Below are 14,906 nucleotides of genomic sequence, written 5' to 3'. Positions count from 1 at the left end.
GTCCGCGGTTGCTCCGGGTCGCGACGCGGGCGTGTCGGCGATCTGTGCGAGCGTGATCGGCGGCGTCCCGGACGAAGATCGGCGGCGGAAAACGATCGCAGGAAACGGCCTCGGTTACCCGGCATATCACCCCCGGCATGTGCCGCTGCCGCGGCAAAACTTTGGCGCGAACCCGACGTTTCGGCCGGGCGGCGACTTCCGGGTGTCGTCGCTGTCCGCAACGCCCCGAATACGCACCTCCGGCGGGTGCCGGCCGGCGTTTTTCCGTCGCTGATCCGTTGCGCGTTCGCGCAAATTTGTACCGATCGGCGTCCGCCTCGCTCTGGCCGGCAGGCGTCGGGCGCACGAACCGGCGCACCAGGGAGCACTCATGCGCCTCCTTGCGCGCGTCCACGTGGCAGCATGGTCTTTCGGACGTCAGACGTGGTGGCACGGCGGGGCGAGGCGCGCGCGAGGAAGCGGTGGGTCGGAGCCTGCGCATCGGCTGTCCACAGCCTGTGGAGGCGACGATGCGGTGGTTGGTGGGGTGGAGCAGTGCCACCGCGGTTCCCGTGCCCGGCGACGGTGCCCGGACCCTGCTGCCGGTCGGCGCCCAACTGCTGTGGGGCGATCCCGATCCGCTGTGGGCGGTGGGCGACTGGCGCCCTGACGAGGTCCGGGTGGTCCACGCGGACTCGGCGCACGCGGGCGGCACGTACGGCTCCTCGTCGTACGGCCGGTCGTCCTACGGATCTTCCTCGTACGGCTCGTCCTCCTACGGCGACTCCTCCGGGGGCGGCAACGGGGGTTCGTACGGCGGCGGGCACGGCTCGCGGGCCAACGGCGGTGCCTACGGCGGCGGGACGCAGGGGATCGCGCGGCTCGCGGTGCTCGGGCGATGCGCGGCCAGCGACGCCGAGCTGCGGCTCGGCCTGGTCGCCGCCCGCGGCGGCGCTCTGCGCCACGTCACCGCCTGGCCGGGCAGCTACACCGCCGTCCTCCAACTGGGCCGCCGCATCACCGTGCTGGGCGACCTCGCGGGTGCCCGGCCGGTCTTCCACACCCGCTTCTCGCGCGGCACCGCCTACGCCACCGCCGCCCTGCCGCTCGCCGACCTCGTCGAGGCCGGGCTCGACGTCACCCACCTCGCCGCGCTGCTCGCCTGCCCCGACGCGCCGGAGGCGCTCGGCGACGGGACGCCGTACCTCGGAGTGCGGCGCGTCCCGCCGGGCCACGCTCTGACCCTGCGCGAGGGCACCCCCGAGATCACCGGCTACGAGCCGACCGCCTCGCTCGCCGTCGGCCACCAGCCCGCCACCTCCGCCGACGCCGACGCGGCCATCGCGGCCATACGGGACGCGCTGGTGGAGTCGGTGCGGGCGCGGCTCGCGCAGCCCCGGTTCGTACCGGACGGCACCGGATTCGCCGCCGACGGCGAGGACTTCGGCGGCCTCGTACCCGCGCCAGGGATCGGCGCCGACCTGTCCGGCGGCAGCGCCTCCGCCACGCTGGCACTGCTCGCCGCCGGCCTGCCCGGCATGCCCGGCACCATCCCGGGCGCCCCCGGCTCGCTGGCCGGCGAACGCCTGCTCGCCGTCACCTTCAACGACCTCACCGCCGGGGGACTCCCGCTGCGGGACGGCGAGTTGGCCCGCGCCGGGGAACTGGCCGCCGACCCGCGGCTGCGGCACGTCGTCGTACCGGGCGGCGAAGAGGCCCTGCCCTACGCCGACCTGACCGGCGGCCCGGCCGTACCGCTCACCGACGAGCCCGGCCCCTCGCTGATCGTCGCGGAACGCCACCGGCGCAGGCTCGCCGCGGGCGGCGCCGACCACCTGATCGGCTTCGGCGCCCGGCAGGTCCTCGACGCGCATCCCGCCCGGCTCGCCGACCTGCTCATGGACCGGCGCCGGCGCCATCTCGTACGGCCCGTCGCCGCGTTGACCCGCGCGGGCGGCTCCGCCGCGGCCGGGCCTTCGATGCTCGTGCCCTTGACCGTGCCGATCACCGTCTACCGGGCCGCGCGGCGGCTGGCCCGTACCCCTTATCAACAGGGTGTGGAGGACGCGGCGGCCCTGCTGCTGCGGTACGCCTCCGGCGGGGGTGCGGGTGGCTCGGGCTCCCTGGGCGGCTCCGGTTCCGACGGTCCGATCGGCGCGTCGCTCGCCGCGATGGCCTGGGTCCGGCCGGGACCCGCCGCCCGGTGGCTCACCGGGGAGGCGCTGGCCGAGGTGTCGGTCCGGCTGCAGGACGCCGCGCGGCGGCCGTGGCCGATCGAGCGCCCCGGCGAGCGGCGGGCGCGGGCCGTGCTCGCCCGGCACGCCGCCGACTTCCGCGTCCTGGAGCAGGCCGCCGCCGTCCCCAGCCAGCGGCTGCACGCTCCGTACCTCGACAACGCCGTCGTCCGCGCCGCCCGCGCCCTGCCTGGCGCCCTGCGCGTACGGCCCGGGGCGCGCGCCGACATCCTGCGGGACGTGCTCGCCAGCGCCGGGGTGCGCTCGCTGCCGGCCGGCTGGGGCGCCGCCTCGCACTCCTCCGCCGCGGCGGCCGCCGCCCGGGTCGGCGTGCGGTCGGCGGTCGACCCGCTGGTCGAGCTGTTCGAGGCGCCGCTGCTCGCGGACGCGGGCCTGGTGGACGCGCGGGTCGTACGGGACGCCCTGCGCTCCGCGGCGACCGCGCCTGCGGCGCCGCTCGACGGGCTGGGCGAGCTGGTCGCCGTCGAGCTGTGGCTGCGGAGGTTGCTGGCGCGGCGGGGGTCGTGCTGGACCGGTACGGAGTCGCCTGCGCGGCGGGCGGTTGCGGGCGGGGTGCAGCGGCTTTCGCTGTGAGGGTTTCCCGCCCCCCACCCGCGCGGGTGGGCGGTCGGGTGCGGGTGCCGCCTGTGGATGGGTCCCGCTCCGGGGGTATCTCCTCGGCCTGCGCGCCTCGGCCCTTCCCGAACGTCCCAGCGGGAGTGGTGCGCACGCCTGCAGGGACACCCCCGGATCGTCCCCTCCCCGCCGTCGGCGGCCTGCCGTTTCGCGGTGGCTGAGGGGCTAGGCGCGGGCGCGTTGGGTTGCCGCGATGCACAGGAGCACCGCCACCGCCGTGAGCGGCGCCGCCGGCGGGACGTGCTCGCTCAGCAGGAGGGCGGACCAGACCAGTGTCAGGAGGGGCTGGGCCAGCTGGAGTTGGCTGGCGCGGGCGACGCCGATGAGGGCCATCCCGCGGTACCAGAGGACGAAGCCGCCGAACTGCGAGATCCCGGCGATGTAGAGGAGGCCGGTCACCGCTCGGCCGGTGGGGTGGGAAGGCTCGGCGGGCCAGGCCGCCAGGGCCGTCGCGGCGGTGACGGGGAGGGCCGCCACGACGGCCCAGGCGATGACCTGCCACCCGGGCATGTGCCGGGAGAGCCGGCCCCCTTCGGCGTAGCCGGCGGCGCAGATCAGGAGGGCCGCGAAGAGGTAGAGGTCGGCGAGGGACGGTGCGCCGTGGCTCTGCTGGAGCGTGAAGGCGATGACGGCGACCGCCCCGGCCACCGCGCCGAACCAGAAGAGCCGGGAGGGCCGCTCCCCGGTGAGCGCCACCGACATCACGGCGGTCGCCAGCGGCAGCAGGCCGATGACGACGGCGGAGTGCGCCGTCGAGGACGCCCGCAGCGCGAGGGTGGTGAGCAGCGGGAAGCCGATGACGCACCCGGCGGCGACGGTGAGCAGGCCGCGCCAGTGGCGGCGTTCGGGCACGGGGACGCGCTGGGCGGCGAGGCAGCCGAGGGCCAGGAGTGCCGCGAGGACGCCGCGCAGCCCGGTGGACGTCCAGGGGCCGAAGCCGTCGAGGGACCAGGCGGTGGCGGGGAAGCTGAAGGAGAAGCCGAGGACGCCGAGCGCGGCGAGCGCGGTTCCGTGGTTCGCTGCTATCTGGGGGGCGGCAGTAGCGCTATCCTGTGCTGTCATGAATGAGGGTAGCAGTGTGACGCATTTGCTCGGCGTTCTGCGGGCCGAGCTTGCGCGCTATCCGGAAGGCGGGAGGCTGCCGTCCAGCCGTGCGTTGATGGAGCAGCACCGGGTCAGCCCGGTGACGGTGTCGCGGGCGATCGCGGCGCTGGTCGCCGAGGGCGCGGTGGTCTCCCGGCCCGGTGCCGGTGTCTTCCGGGCGAAGGTGATGGCGGCGGCGCCGTCGCAGGGGGACCTGTCGTGGCAGGAGGTCGCGCTCAGCGCCGGGCCGCGCCGGCCCAGGGTCGCCGACTCCGGCGGCGTACTGGCCACCCTCGCGGTGCCGCCGGCCGGGGTGATCGACCTGGTCGGCGGGTATCTGCACCCCTCGCTTCAACCGGAGCGAGCGCTGGCCGCGGCGCTGGCGAGGGCGGGGCGGCGGCCGGGGACGTGGGACCGGCCGCCGGTCGAGGGGCTCGCCGAACTGCGGGACTGGTTCGCGCGGGACATCGCGGGGGCGGGCTCCGCGCTCGGCGGGGCGGACGTCCTGGTCACCGCGGGCGGGCAGAGCGCGCTCAGCACGGTACTGCGGGCGCTGGTCGCCCCCGGGGCGCCGGTGCTGGTGGAGTCGCCCACGTATCCGGGGACGCTGGCCGTCGCCCGGGCGGCGGGGCTGCGGCCCGTACCGGTGCCGGTCGACGCCGACGGAGTGCGTACGGACCTGCTCGCGGACGCCTTCCGGGCCACCGGGGCGCGGGCGTTCGTGTGCCAGCCGCTCTTCCACAACCCCACCGGTGCCTGCCTGTCCGCCGAGCGGCGGCACGAGGTGCTGCGGGTCGCCCGGGAGGCGGGGGCCTTCGTGGTCGAGGACGACTTCGCCCGCCGCCTCGTCCACGCCGACGCCCCCGCCCTGCCGCGACCGCTGGCCGCCGACGACCCCGACGGTGTGGTGGTGCACGTGCGGTCGCTGACCAAGGCCACCTCACCCAGCCTGCGGGTCGGTGCGCTGACCGCGCGGGGGCCTGCCATGGACAGGCTGCGGGCCGGGCAGGTCGTCGACAGCTTCTTCGTGCCCCGCCCGCTGCAGGAGACCGCCCTCGAACTCGTCGGCTCGCCCGCCTGGCGGACCCACCTGCGGGCGCTGCCCGCCGCCCTGCGCGACCGGCGCGGCGCGACGGCCGAGGCCCTGCAGCGCGAACTGCCCGGCGTACGGCTACGGGTCCCGTACGGCGGCTACCACCTGTGGCTGCGGCTCCCGGACGGCACCGACGAGGCCGCGCTGGCCGCCGCCGCCCTGCACGCCGGCGTCGCCGTCACCCCCGGCCGCCCCTACTTCCCCGCCGAGCCGCCGGCGCCGCACCTGCGGCTGAGCTACACCAGCGCGGTGAGCACCGAGCAGCTGCGGGAGGGCGTCCACCGGCTGCGGCAGGCATACGATCGGGTCTGACCGCCGTGCCGAACGGACGCCGGCGGCGAAGGGAGCACGCGGTGACCGTATGGGACGACGTGGTCGGCCAGCCCCATGTGGTGGCCGAGCTGTCCGCGGCCGCGACGGACGCCGACGCCCTGGTGACGTCCGGCGGCGCCGGGTCGCGTATGACCCACGCCTGGCTCTTCACCGGCCCTCCCGGCTCCGGCCGCTCGACCGCCGCCCGCGCCTTCGCCGCGGCACTCCAGTGCGTCAGCCCGGACCGCGCGCTGGGCGCCGCACCCGGGTGCGGCTTCTGCGACGGCTGCCACACGACGCTGGTCGGTACGCACGCCGACGTCGAGTTCGTCCGCACCGACCTGCTGTCCATCGGCGTCAAGGACACCCGCGACCTGGTGCGGCGGGCGGCGCTGTCGCCGGCCGGCGGCCGCTGGCAGGTGATCGTCCTCGAAGACGCCGACCGGCTGACCGAGGGCGCGGCCAACGTCCTGCTCAAGGCCGTCGAGGAGCCGGCGCCGCGCACCGTCTGGCTGCTGTGCGCGCCCTCGGTCGAGGACGCCCTGCCGACGATCCGCTCGCGCTGCAGGCTGCTCAGCCTGCGCACGCCGTCCGTGGAGTCGGTCGCCGACGTGCTGACCCGCCGGGACGGTATCGCCCCGGGGCTCGCGGCCGACGTCGCCCGGGCCACCCAGGGCCACATCGGGCGGGCCAGGCGGCTGGCCACCGACGAGTCGGCGCGGGAGCGCCGGGCGGCGGTACTGCGGCTGCCGCTGCGGGTCGCCGACATCGGCGGCTGCCTGCGCGCGGCCCAGGAACTCGTCGACGCGGCCGCCGAGGACGCCAAGGCGGTCGCCGAAGGCGTCGACGCCAAGGAGACGGAGGAGCTGCGGGCCGCGCTCGGCGCGTCCGCCGGTGCGGGCAGCCGGATGCCGCGCGGCACCGCGGGCGCCATGAAGGAACTCGCCGACCGCCAGAAGCGCCGCTCCACGCGCACCCAGCGCGACTCCCTCGACCTCGCTCTCACCGACCTCGCCTCCTTCTACCGTGATGTGCTCACCGTCCAGTTCGGTACGGGCGAGCGCATCGCCAACACCGAGGTCGGTGACGGGATCAGGCAGATCGCCGCCACCTCCCGGCCCGAGCACAGCCTGCGGCGGCTCGAGGCGGTTCTCGCCTGCCGCGAGGCCCTCGACCGCAACGTCGCCCCGCTCCTCGCCGTCGAGGCGATGACCCTCGCCCTCCGGGCCGGCTGACTCCCGCCCTTCACCTCCCTTCACACGGGCTGGGCCGGCCCCCTCCTGCGGGCCCGCCGGCCCGCTCTCCGCCGGCGGGGTGGCCCGCTCCCTTCGCGCGGCCTCCCTCCCTCCCTCCGTGCGGGTCGGCGTCCGCGCGCCTGATGGTTGCCCCCTCTACAAGGCCGCCGCACGGCCACCGCGGCCTGCGCTTGGGCGCCCCCTGACGAAGGGGCGCCCCCCACCCGCCGCGGCCGGCGGATGGGCGCCGCCCGCGGGCGGGATGAGGCGTTCGGGTGATCGCGGCGGTGTGAACGCAACGGCTGCCGGGGCTGGGGCGGTCGCCGTTGCAAGGTGCAGGCAGTGGTCCTGCCCGCTGTCGTCCCCCGCGGGGCCGCAACCGTCCCGAGGGGGTTGTCGTGGCTGACGTCGTGCGGTCCGTAACGGTGGTGCTGGCCGCTGCCTCGGCCGTGCTGCTCGGGCATCGCGCGCTGCGCCACTGGTGGGCCGAGCGGGCCGGGCGGGCGTACGAGCTGCCCGTGGACCGTACCGGCACCGCCCTGCGCGCGGGCGCCGCCGGGGCTGCGGCGCTGCTGGCCGCAGCGCTGGCCGTACCGCTTGTCCTCGGCGGCGCCGGCGGGCAGGACGGGACCGGCACCGGGACGGCCGCACCCGCACCCGTCGTCGTACCGTCACCGCCGGCCCGTACGCCGGAGCCCGCCCCGCCGCCGCCCGAGGTGCGCACCCTCGGGCACCCGGCGGGCGGCACCCTCGACCAGCTGCAGGACGGCACCCGGGTGTGGCTCCCGCCGCAGTACACCTCGCCGAAGGCGGCCGGCATCGGCTTCCCGGTCGTCGTCGCCCACGTCCCCGCCACCGCGGACCCTGACCTCTACGGCGGCTTCGCCCTCGCCACCAAGCGCGGGCTCTCCGACTCCTTCGTGCTCGTGCTGCCCACCGGCTGCGCCCATGACTCCGCCCATGACTCCGCCCGCGACGCCGCCGCCGTCGCCGAAGCCGAGCGCCGTTACCGCGTACTGACCACCCGTACCGCCACCGGCGTCATCGGGGTCGGCGCCGACGCCCCTTGCGCCGTACGCGAAGCACTTGCCACCACGGGCCGCTACGCGGCCGCCGCCGGGATCTCCGGTCTGTATCCACCTCTGGCCCCCTCACCACTTCCGCACCCCTCCTTGTTGCTCGCCACCACCTCCGGTGAGACCGCCGCCGGCGCCGCCGCCCTGCGGCTGCGCGACGCCCTGCACCCGCACGGCGACGAGGTACGCGTCATCGACGGCGTCGCCGCCCACCGTGAACTCTTCGCCCTGATCGCCGGCTACCTGACGGAGAAGCTCGACGGCCCCGCCAGGACCGTCACCCCGCCGTCGCAGTCACCGTCGCCGTCCCCATCCCTGGCCCCCTCGCCGGCCGCATCCCCGATCCCCTCACTGCCGCCGCACGCCGGTTCGACCGGCCTGCCACCCGTATCCCCGCCCTCACTCGCCCCCCGCTCTCCTCTCCCTCCCCTCATCTCCCGCGCCCCCTCCACGGCCCCATCGACTGCCTACCCACCCCACACCGCACCGCAATCCCGCAAACCGCCGCAAAGCTCGTAATCACTCATTAGGGGACACCGTTCCCGGCTGCCCCCGCCCTCAGCCGGTTACGCTCGCACCCATCCGACGGGAGGACCTGAGCAGCCGATGCACTCCAAGCACCCCACGCGCCCGCTCCGTTTCCCGGCCACCGTGATCGCGGTGACCGGGCTGCTGCTGTCGGCCTGTTCCGGCGGCACCGGCCACCAGGCCGCCGCCACCGCCTCCGCCACACCCCCCTCCGGGCCGGCCGCGGCCGCGGCCCCCGCCCCGTCCGACACCGCGTCGCCGGCCGCCACGGCCACCCTCGCCCCGCTCCCGGCCGCCACCCCCGCCGACCTGGAGCCGTACTACAAGCAGAAGCTCGCCTGGCGCTCCTGCGGCGTCCCGGAGTTCGAGTGCGCGGCCATGAAGGTCCCGCTCGACTACGCCCACCCCGTCGCCGCCGACGACCTCAAGCTCGCCGTCGCCCGCAAGAAGGCCGCAGGCCCCGGCAAACGCCTCGGCTCGCTGCTGGTCAACCCCGGCGGCCCCGGCGGCTCCGCCATCGACTACCTGCAGTACGCGGCCAGCGGCTACCCCGCCGCCGTCACCGCCCGCTACGACATGGCCGCCGTCGACCCGCGCGGCGTCGCCCGCAGCGAGCCCGTCAAGTGCCTCACCGACAAGCAGATGGACGCGTACACGGCCGTCGACTCCACCCCCGACGACACCGCGGAGACCGACAAGCTCGCCGCCGCCGACCGCACCTTCGCCGCCGGCTGCAAGAAAATGTCCGCGGGCCTCATCGGCCACGTCTCGACCGTCGACTCGGCCCGCGACATGGACGTCATGCGCCAGCTGCTCGGCGACGCCAAGCTCAACTACGTCGGCAAGTCCTACGGCACCTTCCTCGGCGCCACCTACGCCGGGCTCTTCCCCCAGCGCGTCGGCCGGCTGGTGCTCGACGGCGCCATGGACCCCTCGGTGAACGCCCTGGAAAGTAGCCGCGCCCAGGCCGGCGGCTTCGAGATCGCCTTCAACGCCTTCGCCCGCGACTGCGTCAAACGCTCCGACTGCCCCCTCGGCCGCACCTCCGCCGCGGACGCCGGCACCCGCCTCGACGCCCTCTTCGCCCGCCTGGACAAGCACCCGCTCCCCACCGGCACCGAGCGCCCCCTCAGCGAGGCGCTCGGCACCACCGGCGTGATCGCCGCGATGTACGACCAGGAGGCCTGGCCCGCCCTGCGCGGCGCGCTGATCAGCGCGAACAAGGGCGACGGCGCCCCGCTGCTGCAGCTCTCCGACAGCTACTACGAGCGCGACGACGCCGGTAAGTACAGCAACCTGATGTACGCCAACGCCGCCGTGAACTGCCTCGACCTCCCCGCGGCCTTCCACTCCCCGGCCGACGTCAAGAAGGCGGTGCCCAGCTTCCGCGCCGCCTCTCCCCACTTCGGCACCGCGCTGGCCTGGTCCTCGCTGATCTGCGGCTACTGGCCGCTGGCCGCCACCGGCCACCCCGAACGCATCCAGGCCAAGGGCGCCGCCCCGATCCTGGTCGTCGGCACCATCCGCGACCCGGCCACCCCCTACGCCTGGGCGAAGTCCCTCGCCGCCCAGCTCTCCTCCGGCCACCTCCTCACCTACGACGGCGACGGCCACACCGCCTACGCCCGCGGCTCCACCTGCATCGACACCGCCGTCAACGCCTACCTCCTGTCCGGCACCGTCCCCCCGTCCGGCAAGAAGTGCACCTGACCTGCACCCTTCCAAGATCCCCACCCGGTCAGGACCACCCCCCGCAACCCTGTAGACTTGCCCCCGCTGCGACTGCCACCCTTGGCCTCGAGCGCGCAGCACGCCGCCTTAGCTCAGTTGGCCAGAGCAACGCACTCGTAATGCGTAGGTCTCGGGTTCGAATCCCGAAGGCGGCTCCCGGAAGACCCCAGGACTCACTCGCCGTGACCTGGGGTTTTTCCTTTTCCGGGGCACGCTACGTCCGGCCGCTCGGATCCCGGTGAACGGCTTGCGTGAGCGATGCGTGAGCGGAGCGCTTTTGGATCTAGCTCCTGGGCTTCTTCCTTCTGGCCTTCTTCTTGGCCTTGGCCTGGGCCTCCTTCGCCTTCTTGGTGGCCTTCCGGGTCTGCTCCGCCTCGGCCCTGCGCTGAAGTGGGACGAGCTTGGCGGTGGCCTCGGCGGCGCTCTTGCCGACCTGGGGGAGGACGCTCTGGTAGATGTCCCGCGTGATCCGCGTGTCGCTATGGCCGAGGGTGTCGGAGACGACCTTCACATCGACGCCGGCGGCGAGCATTAGCGTGGCGGCGCCGTGGCGGAGGTCATGCAGCCGTATCGGCGGGAGAGCGGAGGCGGCGACGAGCCGTTCGAACAGGTCGGTGACCTTGCCGGGGTGCAGCCAAGAGCCGTCCTCCTGCGTGAAGACGAGGCCGGTGTCCACCCAGGCCGAGGCCCATTCCTCGCGGTCGGCCTCCTGCCGCTCGCGGTGCCGCTTCAGCACCTCCACGGTGTCGTCGTCGAGCGCTATGACGCGGAAGCCGCTGTCCGTCTTGGGCTCGGACGTCTCGACCTGCCAGCCGTCCTGGACGAGTTGGGCTGAGACGGTGAGGGAGTGCGCATCAAGGTTGGTCTCCGACCAGGGTTGCCCGCAGGCCTCACCGCGCCGCAGCCCGCGGAAGGCGATGAGGTGCCACATGGCGTACAGCCGGTCCTCGGCGACGGAGTCGAGGAAGGCGCCGGTCTGCTGGGGCGTCCAGACCATGACGGGGGAGGGCTTCTCGCCGCCCCTGCGCCACTTTTCGACCCGCTCGTTCGTCCACACAAGGGCCTTGGGCTTGCGTACAGGGTCGATCTCGACGTGGGCCGCGGGGTTGAAGGTGATGATCTGCTGGCTGATGGCGTCGTTGAGTGCCGCCCGCAGGGTGGCCTTGACGTGGAGCCGCGTCGCCGGACCGGTCACCCGCCGAATCGCCGGCATGGCGTCGATCGCTTCCTTCATCGCCTTGCGGCGCGCGCGGTGTTCAGCGCCCTTCCACGGAACGGTGGCCAGTTCCGCGACCGCTGCCTTCCGCTGGGCGTTCTGTTCCAGGACCTCGGCGTTGGCGTCGGCGATGGCGGTGAACATGTCGCTCAGGTGGCTGACCCGCAGCCGGTCGAGCCGGTGGTGCCCGATGCGCGGCTTGAGGTGGACGCGGACGTCGGTCTCATAGCGGCTGATGCCCGACCTGCGTATGCGCTTCGCTGCGAGCCACTGGTCCAGCCATTCGCCTACGGTGATACGCCCGATGAGATCCTGGCCGGACTTCAGCCGCCGTCGCGTCTCTTCGACGTCGGGGAGCGGCGCCTTCTCTTCGCTGACCTCCGCCAGCATGGCCGCGATCAGGGCGATGCCTTCGGGGTCGTCCGTCTCGGCCAGGCCGAGGAGTGCGCGTACGTGGTCGAGGTCCGCTTGGGCGGCCTTGAGCGTCTCGTAGCCGGCGCGGTTGAAGGCGCGGCGGGAACCGTCCGGGCGAGGCGGGAGTTCCTGGCGTATGGAGTAGGAGCCGTGCTTCCGAGTGGTGAGCTTGGGGCAGTTCTTGCCCAGCGGCCTGCCCGTCTTGGAGTCGCGGCAGTAGCAGCGGCGGTGGGTGGAGCCCTTCAAATGCTGTCCTTTCCGTCGGGGATATCGGCAGTGAGTGCTTCGAGTCCTGGGGGCAAGTTCCCCGATGGACCGAGGATGCGTTGGAGGCGCGAGCGCGTGGTCTGAAGATGGGCGGCTGCTGTTTCGAGGCGCTTGATGGCTTGTTCCTCGCCGCGCTGGGCTTGTGCGCGCATCTTCGGGTCGGTGGCGATTTCCGCGTCGTGGCGATAGTTGCCCATGGCATTCCACGCGGTGAAGGCGACGGCTTCTTGGCGTCGGTACTCGTGGAAGGCGTTAACGAGAGCTGCGTCCTGGCCCTCGCCGGATTCCCCGACGAACCAACTCATCGCGTCCCAGGGGGAGGTGGGGTACTGGAGGGGTAGGCGTTGCAGTTCGCGGACGTGTCCCAACGGGTAGATCAGCAGCGCGGGGTGGGTGTCGAGTGCCTCCGCGAGCACGATGACGTCAACGAGCGGGAGTACGGAGCGGCGCCCGGACTCCATGTTGGCGATCACGTTGCGGGGGATCGGGTGACCGATCGCCGCGCAGGCGTCCGCTAGTTCCTGTGCGCTCATGCCTCGCTCCTTCCTGCGGCGTCGGACTTCGGCTGCGACGGTCGTCATCAGTTGATCGGTCCACTCCGGTACGTCGTCGTTCTCCTCCTCGTCCTCGTAGTAGTCGGCCTCTTCATCTTCGGAATCAATCTGTGTCACAGAGACACAATACCTTCGCCAAGATAGTTTCTGCAGCTGGGAGAACGAGCACCAGACGGTGTTCGCCGAGAGCTCCATGAAACGAGCGGAGTAGTGCATGGGTGTGGCCGATACGGCCCGTCCGATAACGAGGGGAATGAGCCGGGCCGAACTGCTGGCACTGCCGGCAGCAGTTGACCTGGAGACAGCGAACCGGGCGCTGGGCCTGGGCCGCAGCAAGGGCTACGAGTTGGCGAAGAGGGGCGAGTACCCGTGCCGGCTGCTGCGGCTGGGCAACTCCTACCGAGTGGTGACCGCCGAACTGCAGGCCCTGCTCGGCCTGGCGGCGTGAGCTCCATTCCCTCACCCCGTGCGATGCCCCCAACAACCAACCCTGGCGGGAAGGGCGGTCCAGCCCGCACCCGCCCTTCGAGGAGTGATGCATGCCCCGTACGACTCCAGGCGCCGAAGGCGCATCCCCGCACCAGCCCTGGCCGCCGGTCGCGGTACCGGGTGAGCCAGGCCGGGTCACCAGCGGACCACTGGCCGAGGCGAACGGTCTGGTCGGTGAGCGGTCCAAGGAGCAGCGGACCACTGAGGTGCTGGGCCAGCGGACCAGCGGTGTCTGGTCCGCTCACAGAGAGATTGGTCCCGCGGGCGACCGGACCGAAGGTCCGCAGACCGGGGACCGAACCGGTAGCGAGCGGCCGGTGGCCGGACCAGCGGGAAGTGGGGACCGCGACGGGGACCGACCATGGTCCCCGCAGGTCACGACCCCGGAAGCAGGGGACCACGGTGGTCCGGCGCCCGATCTGCTGACCGAGGGTTCCGGTCAGCGGACCGGAGGTGACGAGGCCGGGGGACCGGCCGGTTCGGACCAGGCGGCTGCGGACCGGCCCGACGGAACCGGGGGACCAAGCCGCGGACCAGCGGACCAGACCTGGGGACCGGACCGGCCCGTCGGGGACCACCCTGTTGGTGAGGGAGCGGGGTTGCTGGATGAGCTGCGGTCGGCGGTGGCCCGGTATGTGGTGGCGCCGAGTCCGGAGGCGTTTGACGCGATCACGTTGTGGATCGCGGCGTCACATCTGCAACCGGCATGGCAGCACGCACCGCGGCTGGCGATCGTGGCGCCGACGAAGGCGTGCGGGAAGTCGCGGCTGCTGGACGTGTTGCACGAGACGGTCCACGCCCCGTTCATCACGGTGAACTCGACTCCGGCAGCGATCTTCCGGTCGATCACGGAGGAGCCGCCAACACTACTGGTGGACGAGGCCGACACGATCTTCGGCAGCGTGAAGGTGGCGGAGAAGAACGAGGAGATGCGGGGTCTGCTCAACGCCGGTCACCAGCGCAACCGCCCCACGACCCGGGTGATGGGGCCGGAGCACAAGGCTGTGAGGTTCCCGACGTTCGCGATGGCGGCGATCGCCGGGATCGGAGACCTGCCCGACACGATCATGGACCGGGCTGTCATCATCCGGATGCGAAAGCGCCTGGAGACCGAGCACGTGGACGACTTCCGCACCCGCACCGACATCCCGTTCCTGCAGGCGGTGCGGGACCGGCTCGCGGACTGGCTGGGCCCCCTGCTGGAAGAGGCATCTGAGTTGATCCCTGCGATGCCGGTGCGGGACCGGGCAGCGGACACGTGGGAGCCACTGGTCGCGGTCGCCGACCTGGCCGGCGGTGCGTGGCCGCAGCGGGCGCGCACGGCGTGCCGGGTGATGACGGAGCGGGAGAAGGGCAACGAGCAGGACCGGGGTGCCAAGGTCCGGATCCTGGCGGACCTGCGGGGCGCGTTCGCCCGGCACGGCGACCCACCCCTGCTGGCCACGGAGACGCTTTTGCACGCCCTCAACGCCGACCCCGAAGCGCCCTGGCATGAACAAGGCCCGGCCGGACTGACCGCCCGCAAACTCCAGATCCTGCTGGCGGACTACGAGATCCACCCCGCCAACCGCCGCTTCCCCGATGGCACCCAGCGCCGTGGCTACGCCAGGGCCGATTTCATCGACCCCTGGAACCGCTACTGCCCCCTGCCTGAACACACCGCCCCTACCGTTCCTGAAGCCGAGCCGCCCCTACCCCTCGCCCTCGCCGAGGCAGCCGGGAATGACGTTCAGGCCCGGGTGACATCACTCCCGGAGGCCAGGCCCAAGTTGCCGGGTTCGGGCAGACCCCCACCGCCACCACCCTCGCCTGGTACGGGTCCGCGCCGCTGACAGGCGGTCGACTCTCCTCGACCCGCATCACCCGTCCCGCCGCAGGTCAGCGTGGGACGGGTGGCCCGGGTGTGACGGGTCGACCCGTACCAGGACGATGACCCGTACCTGCCCTGACCAGCCCCGCAACGGGTGGGACACGTCGCTGATGGTCGACCCACCGCCCGAATCGAGAGGAGCAAGATATAGCGAGAGCATTGCTCTCGCAGGCCCCCGCGAGCGGGAGC

At 73.5% G+C, this 14,906-nt stretch carries 10 protein-coding genes and 1 tRNA gene; 8 read left to right on the top strand and 3 right to left on the bottom strand.

Going from position 1 to position 14,906, the window contains the following annotated elements:
* Positions 1-509: 509 nt before the first annotated feature.
* Positions 510-2,807: a macrolactam cyclase family protein gene (locus NFU81_RS36215; RefSeq protein ID WP_251500014.1), complete on the top strand. Its 2,298-nt coding sequence runs from the start codon at positions 510-512 to the stop codon at positions 2,805-2,807.
* A 207-nt stretch (positions 2,808-3,014) separates the two neighbouring features.
* Here NFU81_RS36215 and NFU81_RS36210 read toward each other — a convergent pair whose 3' ends face one another.
* Positions 3,015-3,911, bottom strand: a complete 897-nt coding sequence (locus NFU81_RS36210) for a DMT family transporter (RefSeq protein WP_251500011.1) — start codon at positions 3,909-3,911, stop codon at positions 3,015-3,017.
* On the opposite strand from NFU81_RS36210, the gene NFU81_RS36205 reads away from it, so the two are divergent.
* The 5 genes from NFU81_RS36205 to NFU81_RS36185 all read left to right on the top strand — a co-directional run bounded on the left by NFU81_RS36205 (position 3,910) and on the right by NFU81_RS36185 (position 10,062).
* A complete protein-coding gene (locus NFU81_RS36205; protein ID WP_251500010.1) occupies positions 3,910-5,337 on the top strand; it encodes an aminotransferase-like domain-containing protein in 1,428 nt (475 codons plus the stop codon). The genes NFU81_RS36210 and NFU81_RS36205 overlap by 2 nt on opposite strands.
* Positions 5,338-5,378: 41 nt before the next feature.
* Positions 5,379-6,572, top strand: coding sequence for a DNA polymerase III subunit delta' (locus NFU81_RS36200; protein WP_251500008.1), 1,194 nt, complete (start codon positions 5,379-5,381; stop codon positions 6,570-6,572).
* A 398-nt stretch (positions 6,573-6,970) separates the two neighbouring features.
* Positions 6,971-8,167 carry a hypothetical protein gene (locus tag NFU81_RS36195; protein WP_251500006.1) on the top strand — a complete coding sequence of 399 codons (1,197 nt, stop codon included), beginning with the start codon at positions 6,971-6,973 and terminating at the stop codon, positions 8,165-8,167.
* 87 nt (positions 8,168-8,254) lie between these two features.
* On the top strand, positions 8,255-9,886 hold the full coding sequence (locus tag NFU81_RS36190) for an alpha/beta hydrolase (RefSeq protein ID WP_251500004.1): 1,632 nt from the start codon (positions 8,255-8,257) through the stop codon (positions 9,884-9,886).
* A gap of 102 nt (positions 9,887-9,988) precedes the next feature.
* Positions 9,989-10,062, top strand: a tRNA-Thr gene (locus tag NFU81_RS36185).
* Positions 10,063-10,190: 128 nt separating this feature from the next.
* On the opposite strand, the gene NFU81_RS36180 is transcribed toward NFU81_RS36185, so the two are convergent.
* Both NFU81_RS36180 and NFU81_RS36175 read right to left on the bottom strand, forming a co-directional pair.
* Entirely contained in the window at positions 10,191-11,783 is a 1,593-nt protein-coding gene (locus NFU81_RS36180) for a tyrosine-type recombinase/integrase (RefSeq protein WP_251500003.1), read from the bottom strand.
* Positions 11,780-12,475, bottom strand: a complete 696-nt coding sequence (locus NFU81_RS36175; protein WP_422665376.1) for a helix-turn-helix domain-containing protein — start codon at positions 12,473-12,475, stop codon at positions 11,780-11,782. Before NFU81_RS36175 ends, NFU81_RS36180 begins: the two co-directional genes overlap by 4 nt.
* A 97-nt stretch (positions 12,476-12,572) precedes the next feature.
* On the opposite strand from NFU81_RS36175, the gene NFU81_RS36170 reads away from it, so the two are divergent.
* A complete protein-coding gene (locus tag NFU81_RS36170) occupies positions 12,573-12,806 on the top strand; it encodes a hypothetical protein (protein ID WP_251500001.1) in 234 nt (77 codons plus the stop codon).
* Positions 12,807-13,269: 463 nt separating this feature from the next.
* The gene (locus NFU81_RS36165; RefSeq protein ID WP_422665380.1) at positions 13,270-14,679 is read left to right on the top strand and encodes a DUF3631 domain-containing protein; all 1,410 of its coding nucleotides are present in this window, start codon (positions 13,270-13,272) and stop codon (positions 14,677-14,679) included.
* Positions 14,680-14,906 lie beyond the last annotated feature (227 nt).

This window comes from Actinacidiphila cocklensis (assembly GCF_907177275.1).
Lineage (GTDB): Bacteria > Actinomycetota > Actinomycetes > Streptomycetales > Streptomycetaceae > Actinacidiphila > Actinacidiphila cocklensis.
The sequence above is the reverse complement of the archived record's forward strand: the minus strand, read 5'-3'. Positions and strand labels throughout refer to the sequence as shown.